This is a genomic window from Lysobacter sp. FW306-1B-D06B (assembly GCF_038446665.1).
In the GTDB taxonomy this organism is placed as follows: Bacteria; Pseudomonadota; Gammaproteobacteria; order Xanthomonadales; family Xanthomonadaceae; genus Lysobacter_J.
The window spans coordinates 3573781-3591003 of record NZ_CP151802.1; the positions used below are offsets into that span (position 1 = coordinate 3573781).

Below are 17223 nucleotides of genomic sequence, written 5' to 3' on the forward strand. Positions count from 1 at the left end.
TTGCTGTTACGAATCCCCAATCCCGAATCCCGGCCTTTCAGACCTTCGGCGTCCCAAACCGCCCCAGCGGCGCACCCGCCAGCAGGTGCAGGTGGATCTGGAACACGGTCTGCCCGCCGTGGCCGTTGCAGTTCATGACGATGCGATAGCCGTCTTCGGCAAATCCTTCGCGCTTGGCGTACTGCGCCGCGGCGTGCGCGAGGCGGCCGACGATCACCGCCTGGTCCTGCGCGAGGTCGTTGAGCGTGGCGATGTCGATCTTGGGCACGAACAGCATGTGCACCGGCGCCTGCGGCGCGATGTCGCGGAATGCGATCAGGTGATCGTCTTCGTAGACGATGTCGGCCGGGATCTCGCGGCGGATGATCTTGTGGAAGATGGTGTCGGACATGGGCGGGATTCGGGATTCGGGATTCGGGATTCGGGATTCGGGATTCGGGATTCGGGATTCGGGGAAGCATACGCCGCATCCGCTTCGCGGCTTTCACGAAGCCCGAATCCCTCTCATCAAATCCCGGCCTTACTCCATCTCGCTGCGGCTGCCGAAGGCATGCGAGAGCGTGCCGCGATCGACGTATTCCAGTTCGCCGCCCAACGGGACGCCGTGGGCGAGGCGGCTCGGACGCACGCCGTGCTGGCGCGCCAGCTGCGCCAGGTAGTGCGCGGTGGCTTCGCCTTCCACCGTGGGGTTGGTGGCGATGATCAGCTCCTGCACCTCGCCTTCGGCCAGGCGCGCGGCCAGCGTGTCCAGGCCGAGTTCGCGCGGGCCGATGCCGTCCAGCGGCGACAGCCGTCCCTGCAGCACGAAGTACAAGCCGCGAAAACCCGTGGCCTGCTCGATCGCGAGGCGGTCGGCGGGCGACTCCACGGCGCACAACAGGTGCGCATCACGCGCCGCGCTGGCGCAGGTCGCGCAGACCTGCGTTTCGCTGAAATCACGGCAGCGTTCGCAATGGCCGATTTTTTCTACCGCCTCCGCCAACGCGGCGGACAGACGCTGGCCGCCGGCGCGCTCGCGTTCGAGCACGTGGTAGGCCATGCGCTGTGCGGACTTCTGGCCGACGCCCGGCAGCACGCGGAAGGCGTCGATCAGTTGTTCCAGAAGTGAGGACGTCATGCGTCGGCAGGATCCGGCGACGCCTCACGAGGGCGCACGGCATTGCGCGCGCCCCGCTGCGTCGCCGCGATGGATCAGAACGGCATCTTCATGCCGGGCGGGATCGGCATGCCGGCGGTGGCGGCCGACATCTTGGCCTGCGACTCGGCGTTGACCTTGTTCACCGCGTCGTTGAAGGCGGCGGCGATCAGGTCCTCGGCCATTTCCTGGTCCGACAGGATGCTCGGATCGATGCGCACCTTGCGGCACTCCATGCGGCCGGTGATGGTCACGCTGACCATGCCGCCGCCGGCGTTGCCGGTGACTTCCAGCTTGCCGAGTTCTTCCTGCGCGCGCTGCACGTTTTCCTGCATCCGCTGCGCCTGCTGCATCAGTTGGGCGATGTTTCCACGCATGTTCGTTCTCGTGTTTCTCTGGGGGCGTTGAGGAGCCGCGGCGACGCTGGCGCGCGGCGGGAAATCAGTTCTCGTCGTAGGGCCGGATCGAATCCGGCACCACCTTGGCGCCGTGCTGCGAGATCAACCGCTGCACGTCGGGATCGCTCATGAAGTTGGCTTCCGCGTTGGCCTGGCGTTCGTCGCGCGCGCGGTCGTTGCGCTCGCGCAGCGATTCGGCCGGACGCGAACCTTCGACGAAACGGATCTGCGGCGTGACGCCGAGCGCCGGCGCGAGCGCTTCGGCAACCAGGCTCACCGTCATCGCGTTGCTGCGCAGGAGTTCATCGGCGGGCGAAAGCGACAGGCTCAACACGCCATCGGCGTAGCCGACGAAGCCGGCGTGTTCGGCCAGCACGCGCGACGGGCCGCGCAGGCTCGAATTGGCGACCAGCGAATGCCAGGCATCGGCGTCGGCGATGCCGGCGTCGTGGACGAAGCCGGGACGCGGCGGCGGTGCGCTCGGGGCCGGGGTCGGCGCGACAGGCGCGGGGGCCGCGGCCACCGGCGGTGCGCGGACGGGTTCGGGAGCGGGTTCGCGCGGAGTGTCCCGGACGACTTCACGCGGAACCTCCCACGGCGGCACATCATCGGCCGACGATGTCGTTTGCACGGGTCGCGTCGCCTCACGTACCGGCGGCGCTTCCGGCTGCGGCCTCTCTCGCGGCGGCGGCGGTGCAGGTCGCGCGGCGGGGGCGGCATCGGCGAAGGGATTCGGCGGCGGCATGCGCGGCGCGGGCGACGGCGCCGGCGGCGCGGCCGACGCCGCGCTGCGCACCGGCTCGCGGCTTGCGCCCGACGACGGCGACGCAGCGCGCGCGCCCTCGCCTTCGGCCGGACGGAACGCCAGCATGCGCAGCAGGCTCATCTCGAAACCGGCGCGCGGGCTCGGCGCGAGCGCGAGGTCGCGTCGGCCGTTGAGCGCCATCTGGTACCACAGCTGCACGACTTCCGGACGCAGCCGGCCGGCGAGCGCATCGAGGTCGACGCCGTCGGCCTCCACCTGCGCCTCGGGCACGAGCTGGCGCACCTGCACGCGGTGCAGCGCATCGCTGAAGGCGTCCAGCACGCTGCCCCAGTCCGGCGAGAACTCGGCCAGCGTCGCGACTTCGGCCAACAGCTGCTCGCCCTTGCCTTCCGCCAGGGCGGACAGCAGCGCGCCCACGCGCGTGCGATCGACCGTGCCCAGCATCGCCGCGACGCCCGCGTCTGCGAGCACACCACCGCCGGCGCTGGCGCCGGTGTAGGCGATGGCCTGGTCCAGCAGCGAGAGGCCGTCGCGCAGGCTGCCGTCGGCGGCCTTGGACAGCTGGCGGATCGCGCCGGCCTCGGCGGGAATGCCCTCGGCTTCCAGGATCCGCGTCATCTGGCCGTTGATCTGCTGCTCGTCCAGGCGCTTGAGGTTGAACTGCAGGCAACGCGAGAGCACCGTCACCGGCAGCTTCTGCGGGTCGGTGGTCGCCAGCAGGAACTTCACGTGGCCCGGCGGCTCCTCCAGCGTCTTGAGCAGCGCGTTGAAGGCCGACTTGGACAGCATGTGCACTTCGTCGATCAGGTAGACCTTCACCCGACCGCGGCTGGGCATGTACTGCGCGTTGTCGATGACCTCGCGCACGTCGTCCACGCCGGTGTTGCTGGCCGCGTCGATCTCCAGCAGGTCGATGAACCGGCCTGCGTCGATGTCGCGGCAGGCCGCGCATTCACCGCAGGGCTCGGCCGACGTGCCACGCTCGCAATTGAGCGATTTGGCGAAGATGCGGGCGATGGTGGTCTTGCCGACACCGCGCGTGCCGGTGAACAGGAACGCATGGTGAACGCGGCCCGTATCGAGCGCATTGCTCAGCGCACGGACCACATGCTCCTGCCCGACCAACTCGGCGAAGCGCTTCGGACGCCACTTACGGGCGAGGACGAGATAGGACATGCCCTCATTCTGCCACGCCGCATCGCGCCGGCTGCGACAGATGCGCCGCGCTTGTCCGGGCGGGCCCTGGCGGCTAGAATTCACGGCCCTGGAGTGCACCTCGACACGGCCCAATGCCGCGTTCAGGCCGATACCGCAAGGTATCCCGGGAAAAACGGAGAGGTGTCCGAGTGGTTGAAGGAGCACGCCTGGAAAGTGTGTAAGCGTCTAAACCGCGCTTCGGGGGTTCGAATCCCCCTCTCTCCGCCAGATTTCCCAAGCCCCGCTTCACGGCGGGGCTTTTGATGAACGTCTCTATGGTGGCCCCGTCGGCCCCTCGCGACGCTAGGTCGAAAACCCCGCCAGGGCCGGAAGGCAGCAACGGTATCGACTGACGCGGGTGCCGAGGCAAGCCGGCGGGGTCATCGCCATTTCGCATGCTGCACATTTGAAATCCCAAGATTCGCGGTGCGAATCTCGGGCGCCGGCTATGTGCTTCCGATCCCTGCCCCTGCCGGGGCGCCCCCTTACCAAGGGGGCTGCTTCGTCTGTACGCGCGCCGCTCGCTGCAGCAGACACGACAACCGGCGAAGAAACCCGCCGTCATCCCAGCGAAGGCCGGGATCCAGACCCGCAGCGCATCCGTCAGGCACCGTCATTCCAGCGAAAGCTGGAATCCATTTTGACGTTCGAGCCGCACCGTCCGCATGACGGCACGCGCGCGCCCTACTCCACCACGCCCAGCGCATCCGGCTCACGGCCGGTCTTCCAGTGGTCGATCACCTTCCACTGCGTCGCATCGATCACCGCGATCTCGTCCCCGCCGCTGATCGCCGCGTACACGCGCGGTCGCTTCGGGTCGGCGATGACGCCGATCGGCAGTGCGGCGCGACCCAGCATGGTCTCGCGGTACTCGGCGCCGGGGCTCGATAACGCGACGGTGTGCGTCACCTGCTTCGTCGCGGTGTCGATCACCGACAACGTCGCTGCGCGCGCATTGGTCACCAGCGCATGACGACCATCGGCCGTGAACACGACGCGGATCGGAAAGCCCGGGCTGGACACCGTGTGCTCGATCGCCAGCGTGTCCGGATCGTGCACCGTCACCGTGCCGGCTTCGCGATTGCTGACCCACACCCGGCCGCTGCCCGGATGCACGGCGACGCCTTCCGCACCCGCGCCGGCGGCGACTTCGTGCGTCTTGGTGCGCGAGGCGAGATCCACGCGGCCCACCGTGCCGGCGTCGATCTTGGTGACGAATGCGGTCTTGCCGTCGGCGGCCAGTGCGACCATGTGGCCGCGCCCTTCGCCCAGGTCGATGGCGTGTTCGACGCGTCCGGCGGCGATGTCGACCAGCAGCAACTTGCGCGAACCTTCCGTGGTTACGACGGCGCGCGCGTCGCCCGGCAGCAGGCGCATGCCATGCGGCTTGCCGTTGTCGCCCAGGTCGATCGTGCGCGTGCCGCCCTTTCCGCCCAGTTGCAGCACGGTGATGCTGTGGCCCGGCGTCGCGGCGCCGTAGTTGCTGACCAGCGCGAAGCGGTGATCGCGGCTGATCACGATTTCGTGCGGGCCCTGCCCCGTTGCGAATTCGCCCAGTCGCGTGCCGTCCTTCGTGGACAGACGCCACACCGTATCGGCCGACTTGTTGCCGACCAGCAGGTCGGTCGAGAGGGCGGGACCGGCCGCAAGCATCGCGGCGACGTATAGCGGCAGCACGAAACTACGAATCACGGCGAATCCTCCGAAGGTTCAGTCCTTGGGTTCGGGATGCAGCCAGCCGGCGTCGCCTTCGGCGTAACGCTCGTGTTTCCAGATCGGCACGCGCGCTTTGACTTCGTCGATGACGTAACGGCAGGCGGCGAAGGCGGCATCGCGATGCGCGGCGCTGACGCCGACCCACACCGCCATGTCACCGATCGCAAGGTCGCCGATGCGGTGCACGCAGCGCGCATCGAGGATGGCGAACCGGTGCATGGCCTCGTGAAGCACCTTCTCGCCCTCCGCCTCCGCGAGCGTGACGTAGGCCTCGTAGCGCAGCCCGTGCACGTCGCGGCCTTCGTTGTGGTTGCGCACCCAGCCTTCGAAACTCGCGTAGCCGCCGCCGCGGTCGTCGAGCAACTGCGTTCGCAGCGTGGCGGTGTCGATGGGGGTTTGCGAGAGAGAGAAACGGGGCATGGGGCGGATTGTGGCATCAGGCGGTGATTGCTGCGATGCCGCGCAAGCCTCGCTGCGATCGGGCTATTGGATGCCGTCCATGGCGACAAGCTTCGCGCTCCGGGTCGCCCGGCCCGGCCATCCATGGCCGGTCGTTCGGCAGGCCGCGCGGCAGTGCCGCGCAAGCGGCCTGCCTCACCCACCGCTCACCGGCGGGATGAATGCGACCTCGCTGCCTTCGCGCACCGCGTCGCCCCAGCGCGCGAATGCGCCGTCCACCGCAACGCGCAGGCGTTCGGGCGGCAACACGAAACCATGGCGTTCGCGCAGTGCGGCATAGAGCGCGTGCAAATCGCCGTCGAGGTCGACGATTTCGGACGCCACACCTGCCGCATCGCGCAGGCTGGCGAAATACAGCACCGTCACGCGCGCCATCACAACGCTCCGAAATCGTGGCGACCACCGCGCTTGCCCAGCAGCTTCGCCGGGCCGAGCACGATGCGGTGCGACAGTGCTTTGCACATGTCGTAGACGGTGAGCGCGGCGACGGTCGCGCCAGTCAGCGCTTCCATCTCCACGCCGGTGCGGTGCATGGTCTTCACCGCGCATTCGATACGCAGCGCCGATTCGCCATCCCATTCGATGCCGATGCGGCAGCCGTCGATGGGCAGCGGATGACAGAACGGGATCAACTCGTGCGTGCGCTTGACCGCCATCGTGCCGGCGATGATCGCCGTCTCGACGATGCCGCCTTTCGCGCTCTTCAGTCCCGAGGCTCGCAGTTGTCGCGCCACGTCCGCGGGGAATCGCACGCGGCATTCGGCGCGGGCCTCGCGTGCAGTCGTCGCCTTGTCGGAGACGTCGACCATCGCCGGCCGGCCGCGCGGGTCGAGATGGGTGAGCTTCTTGGCGGGCTTCTTCATGGGGATATTGTGGCGAGGGGGGGCCTGGGATGCACGCTGGACGCGGCGACATGGGCCACCGAGTGCCGCGCAAGCATCACTGCGATCAAGCGGTTGATTGCCATCCATGGCGGCGCGCTCCAGGCTCCGGGTGGCCCTGCCCGGCCATCCTGGCCGGTCGTTCGGCAGGCCGCGCGGCAGTGCCGCGCAAGCGGCCTGCCTCACCCGCCGATCAGGAACATCTCGACATGCCGGCGCGAGGCGTTCGCCGCGCCGCGCACTTCGCTGTAGCGGTCCGCGCGCTCGGTCCACACGCCCGCCGCATGTTCGCGCAGCGCGTCCACGCCTTGCGACAGCGCCGGGCGCAGGTCGTGTCCGTCGCCGGCGAACAGGCAGGTGTACAGGCGTCCGTCGGCGGAGACGCGGGCGCGGTGGCAGTCGCCGCAGAACGGTTCGCTCACCGAACTGACGAAGCCCACCTCGCCCTGCCCGTCCTCGAAGGCGTAACGCGAGGCGACTTCGCCCCGGTAGTTCGCTTCCAGCGCACGCAGCGGCCAGCGCGCGGCGATGCGGTCGCGCAATTCGGCCGACGGAACGACGCGGTCACGCGACCAGTCGTTGCAGGTGCCCACGTCCATGAACTCGATGAAGCGCACGACATGGCCCGTGCCGCGGAAATGCGACACCAGCGGCAACACCTGGTCGTCGTTGATGCCGCGTTCGACCACGCAGTTGATCTTGATCGAGGCGAATCCCGCCGCCCGCGCTGCCTCGATGCCGGCGAGCACCTGGACGATGTCGCCGCGACCACCGGACATCTCGCGGAAGCGTGCCGGATCCATCGCGTCCAGGCTCACCGTGATGCGGCCCAGTCCCGCCTCGCGCAACGCACGCGCCTGCGCGGCCAGCAGCGAGCCGTTGGTGGTCAGCGCGATGTCGTCCAGGCCCGCAATTCGCGAGAGCCGCTCGATCAGCGTCGGCAGCCCCTTGCGCAGCAGCGGCTCGCCGCCGGTGATGCGCAGCTTGTGCACGCCCAGTTGCGCGAAGCCGCGCACCAGCGTTTCGATCTCGTCGAACGACAGGCGCGTGGCGGCATCGAAGCCGTAATCGTCCGGCACGCGATCGGCCGGCATGCAGTACGGGCAACGGAAGTTGCAGGCTTCGATCACCGACAGCCGCAGGTCGCGCAACGGCCGGCCGCGTCGATCCAGCGGCAGCGCGGCGTGCTGCGGGAGCGGCGCGGGAACGGCGGCGTTCATGCGGGCTCGGCCTGCGCCGCGGTGGGTTCGACCAGGCCGACGACCTGGCCCGGGTGCGCCACGCGATAACCGCGCGCGGCGAGGATCTCGCCTTCCTCGCGATTGCCGTAGTGGTAGAGCAGGCAACGTTCCAGCAGGGCCGGCGCGTACTCGCGCTCCAGGTCCTCGATGCCGCTGTGCGACGGATTGCCGTGGAGGGCGCAGTCGTGCGCGATGAGTTCGCCGGCATCGGCATAGCGCGCCAGCATCTCGGGAATGGGCCGGGTGTCGCCGGTCCACACCATGCTGCCGTGCAGGCGCAGGCCGTAGGCGGTTTCAGGCCAGTGGTGGCGCGTGGCAAACACTTCCAGGCGCACGCCGTCGTGCCAGAACGAGCCGCCGACCGGAATCACCTGGAACGCATCCCAGAAGTTCACGCCGCCTTCGGCCAGTGCGTTGGGGTAGTCGCCCACGCGCTGGTGCAGCAGCGGAACCACGGACGCCGGCACGTAGAGGCGCACGCGACCGCGCCGCGCCGGGTCGAAATAGCTGGTGACGAACAGACGCTCGAAGCCCGCCACGTGATCCAGATGCGTATGCGTGATGAACAGCGCGCGCGGCATATCGCCGTAGTACGCCTGGTAGGCGGTGAGCCCCTCGCCGCCGCAGTCGATGGTCAGCCACGGCGCGCCGTCACGCTCGATGGTCGCCATCGCCGAGCCGAGTTCGACCGCCGACGCATTGCCGACGCCATGCAGACGCAATTGCCACGCCATCTCAGTAGCCTCGTTCCCAGGCCCGATCGTAGGCCGCATGCAGGCGGCCGAAATCCCGTTCGACCTCGTCCACCGACCGCTTCCCGCGCAGCTTCAGCAGCGAGCGCTTGAGCCGGGCCAGGTTGCGCTCGCGCCAGCCGGTGGCGGGGATGCGGATCCGGCCGCGGTCCAGGTCGATGATCCAGCCTCGCCCGGTGGTCGTGAAAAGAAGGTTGTGGGCGTTGAGGTCAGCATGGTCGAGCCCGGCCCGGTGGGCCCGGGCGATCAGCCGGCCGGCCTCTTCCCAGGGGGCGCCGTCGCCGGCGACCGCGGCGCGGTCGGCGAGCGAGCGAACGTCGTCCAGGCGCTCCAACAGGATCGCCGCACGGTAGAACAGGCCATCGCGGCGGTAGCAGGCGGCGATGGGCCGGGGCACGGGCACGCCTTTCTCGGCCATCGTGCGGGTCAGGCGGAACTCGGCGAAGCTGCGCGTGCTGGCCGCGCCGTGCCACCAGTAACGATCGCGGCTGACCTTCGCCACCAGTCCGCCGCGCAGGTAGCGACGCAGCAGCGCCGGGCCGAAGGGTGCATCGACGAACCATGCACCGCCGCGCCCGCCACTTTCGACCGGGCGCGCGCGCTGCTGCCAGAAGGACGGCACGAACCATTCCGGGCTTGCTTGCCGCACCCGGTTACGGTCGAACAGAATGGCTCCGTACCCGCTGTCGTCGCGGAACGGCGTCAACTCTTCGGCAGCATCGAACCCCGTCATTCGCCGGAGTCTAGCAATTCACGTGCCCGCTGCCTCCTCCATCGCAACTCCCGCTCCCGCTTCGATCTGCCTGCTGCGCCTGTCGGCGCTGGGCGATGTGACCCACGTCGTACCGCTGGTGCGCACGCTCCAGGCGGCCTGGCCGCAGGTGCGGCTGACCTGGGTCATCGGCAAGGGCGAGCACCGCCTGCTGGCCGGCCTGCCCGGCGTGGACTTTGTCGAATACGACAAGAAGACTGGCGTCGCCGGCATGCGTGCGCTGCGCGCGCAGTTGCGCGAACGTCTCGGCGATGCGCGCCGTTTCGACGTGCTGCTGCAGATGCAGGTGGCCGCGCGTGCGAACCTGTTGTCGGCCTTCATTCCGGCGCGCCGGCGCGTGGGATACGACCGCTCGCGTTCGAAAGACCTGCACGGGGTTTTCATCAACGAGCGCATCCCGGACCGTCCGGGCATCCATGTGCTCGACGCCATCGGCAGCTTCTGCGAACCGCTGGGTCTGCGCCAGGACCACGTGCGCTGGGACCTGCCGGTCCCGGACGAGGCGCGCGAATGGGCGCGGGCGCAGTGGCCGCGCGATGGCGTGCCGACGCTGCTGATCTCACCGTGTTCGAGCCATGAGCTGCGCAACTGGCCGAACGAACGTACCGCCGCCGTCGCCGACCATGCGGCCGGACGAGGCTGGCGCGTGGTGCTGTGCGGCGGACGCAGCGAACTCGAACGCACCACGGGCGACGCGATCATCGCCGCGATGCGACAGCCGGTGCTGGACCTGATCGGCAAGGACACGCTCAAGCAGCTCCCGGCGCTGCTGGAACGCGGCCAGCTGCTGCTGACTCCGGACTCGGGGCCGATGCACATCGCCAACGCGATGGGCACCAAGGTGCTGGGCCTGCACGCGGCGAGCAACCCGGTGCGCAGCGGGCCCTACAGCGACCGCCGCTACTGCGTGGACCGTTACGACGACGCCGCGCGCAAGTACCTGGGCAAACCCGCCTCCGAACTGCGCTGGGGCACGAAGATCGAGCATGCCGGCGTGATGGACCTGATCACCGTCGACGACGCCATCGCCGCGTTCGAGCGCTACTGCGCCGACCACGCCGCGCCGGCGTCGCGGGAGGAGCCATGATGGCCGCCTGGTTCACCGTCGTCGCGCCGCTGCTGCCGGAGTTGATCCGCGCCGCGCGGCCGATGTTTACTCGCAGCCGCGAGCCTTCGCAGATTCCGCAGCAGATCCGCGAACTGCAGGACGCGGTCGATCGCAACGACCAGGCGATCCGCACACTGGCCGGCGAGATGGAGCAGACGCTGTCGGCGTTGAAACAGGCGTCCACGCAGCTGGAAAGCACGCTGGCCGATCTGCGCCGCCAGCAGGCCGAACACGATCGCCGGCTTCACGCGATGCAGTGGATCGTCGGGGTGGCGGTCACCGCGGCAGTGCTGGCGTTCGCCGTGGCGGCATTCGCGCTGGCGCGTTAGCGGCCAGCGGGCGCGTCGTCACTGACCCGATGGAGCGCGGTCGCTGATCTGCAACCGACGCCAGATCGACAATTGCGTGCGCTGACGCCGGCGCTCGCGATAGACCGCGGCGATCAGCGCGAGGAGGATCGCCAGCATTCCGGCACCGAACTGGGCCGGTGTCCAGGTCGTGGCGTTGCCTGCGATCGCATCGATCGCGACAAAGACCAGACATGCCGCAGCCGCATTGCACGCCATGCTGCACAGGACCTTCATCCGGTTGAGCACGGCGCGGGACGACGGATCCACCGCCTCCAGGTACTCGCGCAGGCGTCGGTCGACATCGTGAAAGAGCGACGTGGACATTTGCATGGCGTCCGGGACGACCAGCCCTTCCGTCCGCGCCAGCCGCTCGCCGAGGAACTTGATGGCCGGAGCCCAGGCCTGGCGCAGGCGCGGCCAAACGATGCCCTGCGCCACGGAATAGATGAGACGCCCCAGCGGACTCAGCGCCAGGCCCAGCACATAAGCGGCGGCCAGCCACGCAGGCAGCGTCAGCTCCGGCGCCTGGGCCCGAAGCACATGCAGCGTCACCGGGAAACGCACGATGAGCGCGGTCACCAGCAAGCCGCCCGGACACACCCAGGCAAGCAGATCGTCATGCCACCAGGAAACACGCTCCTTCACGCCGGCCTCCCCGCCAGACGGATGAGTCATCCAATCAAGGCGTGTTGCCGGTCTTGTAGTCCTGGTAGGACTTCTCTTCGACGTAGGACGAACCCAGCGCGAGGTTGATGTCCTTCTTGATCCGCGCGCGCTCGTCGTTCTCGAAGTAGACGCTGCGCGCCAGACGGATGAACTCCTCGTCGAAGGCCTGGGCCTTTTCCTTGATGCGGATGTCGTCCTCGATCACCCACAGCCGCTCGTTGACGGCCTTCAGGTCCGCGCGCAGGCGGGCGATGTCCTTGCCGGCGGCCGGATGGGCCATCCAGGTCTTTTCCAGCGCGGACAACTCGTTGCGGACGTTCTCCAGCTTGGCCGGATCGGTCATGCGCTCGGACTTGATCTGCAGGATCGCGATCTTGTCGAGCAGTTCGCCAAAGGAGACCGGGACGAGGATTTCGGACATGACGGGGCCGTTCATTCAGGGGGCTACAGTGTAGCCGGCCTCCAGGACGGCTTGCCGCGCGCGCTTCGCGCCCGTAGAATTGCCGGCTCACTGCACCCGGAGAGGTGGCAGAGTGGTTGAATGTACCTGACTCGAAATCAGGCGTACGTTTATAGCGTACCGAGGGTTCGAATCCCTCCCTCTCCGCCAGATATGAAAGACAGGGCTCCCGAAAGGGGGCCCTTCTTTTTTGCCTGGGGGTGAGCGCGGACTTTGGTTTGAACCCTCGGTTCGACAAATCGGCTGGACAGCCGATTTGGACAGCCGCAGGCTGCCCCGCAGGCGCGAAGCGCCGAAGGGTGAGGGCCATGGATGGCGCGAATCCATCCCGTGTCAGGTCGCAGTGCGTTCGTGGCCCATACTCCCGCCTCGGCTCACTCCCCCATCGCGCCGAATTCACCCGCCGTCCGTCCTCCTTGCCTCGCGGCCGCCACACCCCGATCATTCCGTTACCGCCTGAAAGACCCGACGACGCGAAGCCACCCGACGCATGATCGAATTCGGACACCTCACGCACGTCGGCCTGCGCCGCGAGCTGAACGAAGACACCTACTACGGTGACGGCGAGCTCGGGCTGTGGCTGGTGGCCGACGGCATGGGCGGTCATGAATACGGCGAGGTCGCCAGCGCCCTGGCGCGCGAGACCATCGTGCGCGAGATCCGCGACGGCACGCCGCTGGCGCAGGCCATCCGCATCGCCGACGAAGAGATCATCCGCACGTCCAAACGCCGCAACGACGCGCTGCCGATGGGCACGACCGTGGTTGCCGCGCGCATCGTCAACAACCGCTTCGAAGTGGCCTGGGTCGGCGACAGCCGCGTCTACCTGTGGCGTGAGGGCCACCTGGCCCAGCTTTCGCAGGACCACAGCTACGTCCAGGAGCTGATCGCCAACGGCGCGATCACCCAGGAGCAGGCCCGCAGCCACCCGCATCGCAACGTGGTGACGCAGGCGCTGGGCGTGACCGACCCGCGCAACCTCAACGTGGAAACCATGACCGGCGAGCTCAAGCCCGGCATGCAGCTGCTGCTGTGCAGCGACGGGCTGACCGAAGAAGTCGATGATCGCGGCATCGCACGCGTGCTCTCGCAGGCCGACTGCAGCGCGCAGGAATGCGTGGATACGCTGGTCGCCGCGGCGCTGGACGGCGGCGGTTCGGACAACGTCACCGTCATCCTCGTTCGCCACCACTGATTCCCGCGCCGAGAGGCGCGCCACCACCGTCAGGCGGTGGCGAGTTCCGCGTTGGCGTCCGCCTCGACCACGTTGAACTGGTCCCAGACGACCTTGCCGGCCTTCTTGCGGAGCTTTTCCAGACGCGCCTCGTGCGCGGCCCGCTCCTCGGGGCTGATCTGCACGCGCGGACGCGCGGCATTGGGATCGCTGCGGAAGTGCACCGTTTCCACCGCATTGGCGACGGCGTCCACGGCGAAGCCGATTTCTTCCTGGCCCGACGTCAGCGCCAGGTACACATCGCCCAGGATCTGCGCGTCGAGCAGCGCGCCGTGGAGCTGGCGATGCGAGTTGTCCACGCCCAGGCGCTTGCACAGCGCATCCAGCGAATTGCGCTGGCCCGGGAACCGCTGACGCGCCAGCAGCAGCGTGTCTTCGACCGTGCAGCGATCCTTGATGCGCCCGTACTGCTCGCCCAGCCGGCGCAGCTCGTTGTCGAGAAAGCCCAGGTCGAACGCGGCGTTGTGGATGATCAGCTCGGCGCCTTCGATGAAGGCGAGGAACTCCTCGGCGACCTGCGCGAATTCCGGCTTGTCGGCGAGGAATTCCAGCGTCAGGCCGGTCACTTCCTGCGCGCCCTGCTCGAAGTCGCAGTCCGGCTTGAGGTAGACGTGGAACGTGCGGCCGCTGGGGCGGCGCTCCACGTATTCGACGCAGCCGATTTCGACCACGCGGTTGCCGCGTTCCCAGCTCAGGCCGGTGGTTTCGGTATCGAGGATGATCTGCCGCATCGGCTGCATTCTCACATGTTTCCGTCGCGGCTCAGCGTGCGGCGGCGCGCAAGCGCTGCGCCTGGGTGCGGGCGAGCACGTCCACGCGTTCGTTGTCGGGATCGCCGGAGTGGCCCTTCACCCACTTCCATTCGATGCGGTGGCGCTGCGACGCCGCGTGCAGGCGCTCCCACAGATCGCGGTTCTTCACCGGATCGCCAGCGGCGGTCTTCCAGCCGCGTCGCACCCAGTTGTTGATCCACTCGGTGATGCCCTGGCGCACGTACTGGGAGTCGGTGGTGAGCACCACCGTACACGGCTCGCTCAGCGCTTCCAGCGCCATGATCGCGGCCATCAGCTCCATGCGGTTGTTCGTGGTGTCGGCCTCGCCGCCGGCGAGTTCGCGCTCGTGGCCGCGATAACGCAACAGTGCGGCCCAACCGCCCGGGCCGGGATTGCCCAGGCAGGCGCCGTCGGTGTGGGCTTCGATGTGTTTGGGGGAGCTGGGAGATGACGACGTCGGATCAGCGTGATTCATGGCGCCATTATCGCTTGTCCGACGACGACACCGGTGTGCGTCGGACCAGATGCGTGCGCGTGCCTGCCTGCCAACGAAGCCCGCGCAACGGCTTGGGCGGGATCAGTGCGTGCACGCGCTTGTTCACCGTCAGCGCGACACCGGCGCGCAGGCGATCGGACGCGCCAACGCCGACTTCACCGTGCGCAACGCGCCAGTGCGGCCCGAGCCATTGCAGGCTCACCGTATCGGCGGCGAAACCGGCGCGTCGCAGCGCCGATTGCCACACGCCCGGGTCGTACGCACGCAGGCCGGTGCGGGCCCAACGTAGGTGGTACGGGCTCCACGGGTTCAGTACGGCGAGCCACAGTACGCCGCCCGGCGCGAGAACGCGGGCGCATTCGTCGAGCAAGGGCTCGATCGGCACGTCGTCGTCGAGCGCGTGCTGCAGCAGCACGGCGCCGAACACTTCGCTGGCCACCGGCAGCGGCAGGCGGCACCGCACCGCACCATGGAACCCCAGCCCCGCGCGCCTGAGCAGCAGACCGCGCCCGCCGACCTCCGGCGCCGGCGCGCCGTCCACGCCCAGCCACGCCCAGGGTGCGGCGGGGCAACCGGCCAACACGCGCAACATCGCGGCTTCCTCCACCGCCACCAGCCCCTGCCCGGCCTCGCTGCTGAACCAGCGCAGGGCCGATTCGGATGTTTCCAATTGACGCAGGTAGTGGGGGCCGGGCATGGTCGGGACCGTTTCCAGGATGCCGCGACCTGCGGCGTGTACGGTCGGATTGTGCGACACGCACGCCGCCTCCGGGCCACTCCCGACACCCCATGCACCTGACACCCCTGCCCGCACTGAGCGACAACTACATCTGGACGCTCTCCGGCGAGGGCGGCATGCGTGCGCTCATCGTCGACCCCAGCGAGGCGGGCCCCGTCCTCGCCGCTGCCGAGCACGGCCTGCAACCGGCCGGCGTCCTGCTGACCCACCATCACGGCGACCACATCGGCGGCGTGCCCGGCCTGCTGGAACGCTGGCCCGACCTGCCGGTCTTCGCACCGGACGATGACCGCATTCCCGCCAGCTACCGCCGCGTCGGCGGCGGGGACGCGGTCGGGATCGCCGGCTGGGAGTTCAACGTCCTGACCGTCCCCGGCCACACCCGCAGCCACGTCGCCTACCACGGCCACGGCCTGCTGTTCTGCGGCGACACCCTGTTCAGCCTGGGCTGCGGGCGCATGTTCGAGGGCACACCGGGACAGATGCATGCCTCCCTCTCGCGGCTGGCCGCCCTGCCCCCCGAGACCCGGGTCTGTTGCGGACATGAGTACACGCTCGCAAACGCGGCCTTCGCCCTCGTGGTAGAACCCGGCAACCGGGCGCTGCGGCGCCGCATCGAGGAGGCCCAGGCCATGCGCGAGACCGGACGACCGACCCTGCCCAGCCTGCTGGGCGACGAACTTGCGGCCAATCCCTTCCTGCGGGTGGACAGCCCCGAAGTACGCGCCAGCCTGGCGCGCGAGACCGGCCAGGCGCCGGCCGACAGCGTCGATGCATTCGCCGCGTTGCGGCGCTGGAAGGACGGATTCGTCGCGTGACGGGCGCTTCCCGATGGCGTCACCGGCTGGGCGCACTCTGTCTGGCCGCATGCACCGCACTACCCGTCTTCGCGCAGGAAGCCACCGGCGCCGGGTCGCCCGCGCCTGCAGCGACGGCGACGGGCTCCTCCGGCGACCCGACGCTCCGCAACGGCCTGGAGATCTACCGCAGCTTCCGCGATGGCCTGGCCGAGCCGGAATGCGATGCGGACGCGACCTCGCCGCGCTGGCGCCAGCATTTCGCCCATGTGCCGCGCCGGCTGGCCGCGGGCAATGACGATGTGCTGCCCCTGTTCGGGTACGTCGTGGATGCGTTGCGCGAGAGCAACGTGCCGACCGAGTTCGCGCTGATCCCCTTCGTGGAAAGCGGCTACCGTCCGGGCGCGCGCAGTGCCGCCGGGCCCGCCGGGCTGTGGCAGATGATCGCGATCACCGCACGCAACCACGGCGTGACGATACGCAACGGTTACGACGGCCGGCTGTCGCCCGTCGATTCGACCCAGGCCGCCGTGCGCTACCTCAAGACGCTGCACGGCATGTTCGCCGGCGACTGGCGTCTGGCGACGATGGCCTACAACGCCGGCGAATACCGCGTGCTCGGCGCGCTCAAGCGCAGCGGCCAGAACGCGCGCAACGTGCAGATCGACAAGCTCGTCGGTCTGTCGGACATCACCACCGCCTATGTGCGCAAGCTGCACGCGCTGTCGTGCCTGATCGAGCAGGCCGACGATCGCGAGGAATGGATGCGCGCACTCGACCGCAACGTGCCGCGCCTGCAGGCGGTCTCGCTGCCCAAGGGCGTGCAGCGCATGGACCAGTGGGCCTCGCGCACGGGCCAGAGCGTCGAGCAGCTCAAGCGCTTGAATCCAGCCTTCCCCGAAGGCCGCATCACGGCAGCGGGCGGCTCGGCCGCGCGCCTGCTGGCGATCGCCGATGTGGGCGCTCGGGCGGTCGCCGACGAAGCCAGGCCCGCCGATCCCAACGACATCAGCGATGCCATGGCGATGGCCGTGACGGACGACGAACCGCCGGCGCGCGAACCGCGTCGCCACACGGTCGCCAAGGGCGAGAGCGCTTCGACCATCGCCAAGCGCTACCGCATCGGCGTCGACGATCTCCTGCAGCGCAACGGGCTGTCCGCCAAGGCCGTGCTGCGTCCGGGCCAGAAGCTGCTGATCGATGCGCTGGACCGGCAGGGCGACGCGCTGCCGTCCGCCACTGGCTCGCCCTGACCACCCTACGCCGGCGCATCGCCGCAACGC

21 protein-coding genes, 2 tRNA genes and 1 other RNA gene are annotated in these 17223 nt (G+C 68.9%); 8 read left to right on the forward strand and 16 right to left on the reverse strand.

Features of this window, described 5'->3' with window-relative positions; translation table 11 throughout:
- Positions 1-37: 37 nt before the first annotated feature.
- The 4 genes from AAFF32_RS16520 to dnaX form a co-directional block, all read right to left on the reverse strand.
- Positions 38-391 carry a histidine triad nucleotide-binding protein gene (locus AAFF32_RS16520; protein ID WP_342315792.1) on the reverse strand — a complete coding sequence of 118 codons (354 nt, stop codon included), beginning with the start codon at positions 389-391 and terminating at the stop codon, positions 38-40.
- Positions 392-520: 129 nt separating this feature from the next.
- Positions 521-1117, reverse strand: coding sequence for a recombination mediator RecR (gene recR, locus AAFF32_RS16525; RefSeq protein WP_216962486.1), 597 nt, complete (start codon positions 1115-1117; stop codon positions 521-523).
- A gap of 74 nt (positions 1118-1191) precedes the next feature.
- Complete coding sequence (locus tag AAFF32_RS16530) at positions 1192-1512, reverse strand: YbaB/EbfC family nucleoid-associated protein (protein WP_216962488.1); 321 nt, start codon at positions 1510-1512, stop codon at positions 1192-1194.
- Between the two features lie 64 nt (positions 1513-1576).
- Positions 1577-3475 (reverse strand): DNA polymerase III subunit gamma/tau, encoded by a 1899-nt coding sequence (gene dnaX, locus AAFF32_RS16535; RefSeq protein WP_216962491.1) that lies wholly within the window; start codon positions 3473-3475, stop codon positions 1577-1579.
- Positions 3476-3631: 156 nt separating this feature from the next.
- Here dnaX and AAFF32_RS16540 point away from each other — a divergent pair.
- Both AAFF32_RS16540 and ffs read left to right on the forward strand, forming a co-directional pair.
- Positions 3632-3724 (forward strand) — tRNA-Ser (locus AAFF32_RS16540).
- A 56-nt stretch (positions 3725-3780) separates the two neighbouring features.
- An RNA gene (ffs, locus tag AAFF32_RS16545) (signal recognition particle sRNA small type) lies at positions 3781-3877 on the forward strand.
- A 303-nt stretch (positions 3878-4180) separates the two neighbouring features.
- Here ffs and AAFF32_RS16550 read toward each other — a convergent pair.
- The 7 genes from AAFF32_RS16550 to AAFF32_RS16580 form a co-directional block, all read right to left on the reverse strand.
- The gene (locus AAFF32_RS16550) at positions 4181-5188 is read right to left on the reverse strand and encodes a gluconolaconase (RefSeq protein WP_342315793.1); all 1008 of its coding nucleotides are present in this window, start codon (positions 5186-5188) and stop codon (positions 4181-4183) included.
- 18 nt (positions 5189-5206) lie between these two features.
- Positions 5207-5632, reverse strand: a complete 426-nt coding sequence (locus AAFF32_RS16555) for a molybdenum cofactor biosynthesis protein MoaE (RefSeq protein ID WP_216962494.1) — start codon at positions 5630-5632, stop codon at positions 5207-5209.
- A gap of 174 nt (positions 5633-5806) precedes the next feature.
- A complete protein-coding gene (locus AAFF32_RS16560) occupies positions 5807-6049 on the reverse strand; it encodes a MoaD/ThiS family protein (protein WP_216962497.1) in 243 nt (80 codons plus the stop codon).
- Positions 6046-6534 carry a cyclic pyranopterin monophosphate synthase MoaC gene (gene moaC, locus AAFF32_RS16565; RefSeq protein WP_342315794.1) on the reverse strand — a complete coding sequence of 163 codons (489 nt, stop codon included), beginning with the start codon at positions 6532-6534 and terminating at the stop codon, positions 6046-6048. Before moaC ends, AAFF32_RS16560 begins: the two co-directional genes overlap by 4 nt.
- Before the next feature lie 200 nt (positions 6535-6734).
- Positions 6735-7772: a GTP 3',8-cyclase MoaA gene (moaA, locus tag AAFF32_RS16570; RefSeq protein ID WP_342315795.1), complete on the reverse strand. Its 1038-nt coding sequence runs from the start codon at positions 7770-7772 to the stop codon at positions 6735-6737.
- Positions 7769-8527 carry an MBL fold metallo-hydrolase gene (locus AAFF32_RS16575; RefSeq protein WP_342315796.1) on the reverse strand — a complete coding sequence of 253 codons (759 nt, stop codon included), beginning with the start codon at positions 8525-8527 and terminating at the stop codon, positions 7769-7771. Before AAFF32_RS16575 ends, moaA begins: the two co-directional genes overlap by 4 nt.
- 1 nt (position 8528) lies before the next feature.
- Positions 8529-9278, reverse strand: coding sequence for a 3-deoxy-D-manno-octulosonic acid kinase (locus AAFF32_RS16580; RefSeq protein WP_216962508.1), 750 nt, complete (start codon positions 9276-9278; stop codon positions 8529-8531).
- 40 nt (positions 9279-9318) lie between these two features.
- On the opposite strand from AAFF32_RS16580, the gene AAFF32_RS16585 reads away from it, so the two are divergent.
- Together AAFF32_RS16585 and AAFF32_RS16590 are read left to right on the forward strand one after the other, a co-directional pair.
- Positions 9319-10404: a glycosyltransferase family 9 protein gene (locus AAFF32_RS16585; RefSeq protein ID WP_342317298.1), complete on the forward strand. Its 1086-nt coding sequence runs from the start codon at positions 9319-9321 to the stop codon at positions 10402-10404.
- Positions 10404-10754 carry a hypothetical protein gene (locus tag AAFF32_RS16590; protein ID WP_216962513.1) on the forward strand — a complete coding sequence of 117 codons (351 nt, stop codon included), beginning with the start codon at positions 10404-10406 and terminating at the stop codon, positions 10752-10754. Before AAFF32_RS16585 ends, AAFF32_RS16590 begins: the two co-directional genes overlap by 1 nt.
- Positions 10755-10772: 18 nt before the next feature.
- Here AAFF32_RS16590 and AAFF32_RS16595 read toward each other — a convergent pair whose 3' ends face one another.
- The gene (locus tag AAFF32_RS16595; protein ID WP_342315797.1) at positions 10773-11420 is read right to left on the reverse strand and encodes a hypothetical protein; all 648 of its coding nucleotides are present in this window, start codon (positions 11418-11420) and stop codon (positions 10773-10775) included.
- Positions 11421-11454: 34 nt separating this feature from the next.
- Entirely contained in the window at positions 11455-11862 is a 408-nt protein-coding gene (locus AAFF32_RS16600; protein ID WP_216962518.1) for a DUF6165 family protein, read from the reverse strand.
- Between the two features lie 98 nt (positions 11863-11960).
- Between AAFF32_RS16600 and AAFF32_RS16605 the strand changes: the two genes are divergently transcribed.
- Together AAFF32_RS16605 and AAFF32_RS16610 are read left to right on the forward strand one after the other, a co-directional pair.
- A tRNA-Ser gene (locus AAFF32_RS16605) sits at positions 11961-12051 on the forward strand.
- A gap of 340 nt (positions 12052-12391) precedes the next feature.
- Entirely contained in the window at positions 12392-13096 is a 705-nt protein-coding gene (locus AAFF32_RS16610; RefSeq protein ID WP_216962521.1) for a PP2C family serine/threonine-protein phosphatase, read from the forward strand.
- A gap of 29 nt (positions 13097-13125) precedes the next feature.
- Here the strand turns inward: AAFF32_RS16610 and dnaQ are convergent, their stop codons facing one another.
- The 3 genes from dnaQ to AAFF32_RS16625 are packed head-to-tail and all read right to left on the reverse strand — an operon-like array spanning position 13126 to position 15161.
- On the reverse strand, positions 13126-13866 hold the full coding sequence (gene dnaQ / locus AAFF32_RS16615) for a DNA polymerase III subunit epsilon (RefSeq protein WP_216962524.1): 741 nt from the start codon (positions 13864-13866) through the stop codon (positions 13126-13128).
- A 31-nt stretch (positions 13867-13897) separates the two neighbouring features.
- On the reverse strand, positions 13898-14383 hold the full coding sequence (gene rnhA / locus AAFF32_RS16620) for a ribonuclease HI (protein WP_216962528.1): 486 nt from the start codon (positions 14381-14383) through the stop codon (positions 13898-13900).
- Positions 14384-14390: 7 nt separating this feature from the next.
- Positions 14391-15161, reverse strand: coding sequence for a hypothetical protein (locus tag AAFF32_RS16625; RefSeq protein ID WP_342315798.1), 771 nt, complete (start codon positions 15159-15161; stop codon positions 14391-14393).
- Positions 15162-15193: 32 nt separating this feature from the next.
- On the opposite strand from AAFF32_RS16625, the gene gloB reads away from it, so the two are divergent.
- Together gloB and AAFF32_RS16635 are read left to right on the forward strand one after the other, a co-directional pair.
- Complete coding sequence (gene gloB, locus AAFF32_RS16630) at positions 15194-15961, forward strand: hydroxyacylglutathione hydrolase (RefSeq protein ID WP_342315799.1); 768 nt, start codon at positions 15194-15196, stop codon at positions 15959-15961.
- The gene (locus tag AAFF32_RS16635) at positions 15958-17193 is read left to right on the forward strand and encodes a transglycosylase SLT domain-containing protein (RefSeq protein ID WP_342315800.1); all 1236 of its coding nucleotides are present in this window, start codon (positions 15958-15960) and stop codon (positions 17191-17193) included. Before gloB ends, AAFF32_RS16635 begins: the two co-directional genes overlap by 4 nt.
- Positions 17194-17223 lie beyond the last annotated feature (30 nt).

Bases quoted from the DNA above. Each gene is read 5' to 3' on its own strand.
- recR (WP_216962486.1), bottom strand. From the start codon at position 1,117: ATGACGTCCTCACTTCTGGAACAACTGATCGACGCCTTCCGCGTGCTG.
- AAFF32_RS16600 (WP_216962518.1), bottom strand. From the start codon at position 11,862: ATGTCCGAAATCCTCGTCCCGGTCTCCTTTGGCGAACTGCTCGACAAG.
- dnaQ (WP_216962524.1), bottom strand. From the start codon at position 13,866: ATGCGGCAGATCATCCTCGATACCGAAACCACCGGCCTGAGCTGGGAA.
- AAFF32_RS16575 (WP_342315796.1), bottom strand. From the start codon at position 8,527: ATGGCGTGGCAATTGCGTCTGCATGGCGTCGGCAATGCGTCGGCGGTC.
- AAFF32_RS16530 (WP_216962488.1), bottom strand. From the start codon at position 1,512: ATGCGTGGAAACATCGCCCAACTGATGCAGCAGGCGCAGCGGATGCAG.
- dnaX (WP_216962491.1), bottom strand. From the start codon at position 3,475: ATGTCCTATCTCGTCCTCGCCCGTAAGTGGCGTCCGAAGCGCTTCGCC.
- AAFF32_RS16590 (WP_216962513.1), top strand. From the start codon at position 10,404: ATGGCCGCCTGGTTCACCGTCGTCGCGCCGCTGCTGCCGGAGTTGATC.
- AAFF32_RS16610 (WP_216962521.1), top strand. From the start codon at position 12,392: ATGATCGAATTCGGACACCTCACGCACGTCGGCCTGCGCCGCGAGCTG.
- AAFF32_RS16555 (WP_216962494.1), bottom strand. From the start codon at position 5,632: ATGCCCCGTTTCTCTCTCTCGCAAACCCCCATCGACACCGCCACGCTG.
- moaC (WP_342315794.1), bottom strand. From the start codon at position 6,534: ATGAAGAAGCCCGCCAAGAAGCTCACCCATCTCGACCCGCGCGGCCGG.
- moaA (WP_342315795.1), bottom strand. From the start codon at position 7,772: ATGAACGCCGCCGTTCCCGCGCCGCTCCCGCAGCACGCCGCGCTGCCG.
- AAFF32_RS16580 (WP_216962508.1), bottom strand. From the start codon at position 9,278: ATGACGGGGTTCGATGCTGCCGAAGAGTTGACGCCGTTCCGCGACGAC.
- gloB (WP_342315799.1), top strand. From the start codon at position 15,194: ATGCACCTGACACCCCTGCCCGCACTGAGCGACAACTACATCTGGACG.
- rnhA (WP_216962528.1), bottom strand. From the start codon at position 14,383: ATGAATCACGCTGATCCGACGTCGTCATCTCCCAGCTCCCCCAAACAC.
- AAFF32_RS16520 (WP_342315792.1), bottom strand. From the start codon at position 391: ATGTCCGACACCATCTTCCACAAGATCATCCGCCGCGAGATCCCGGCC.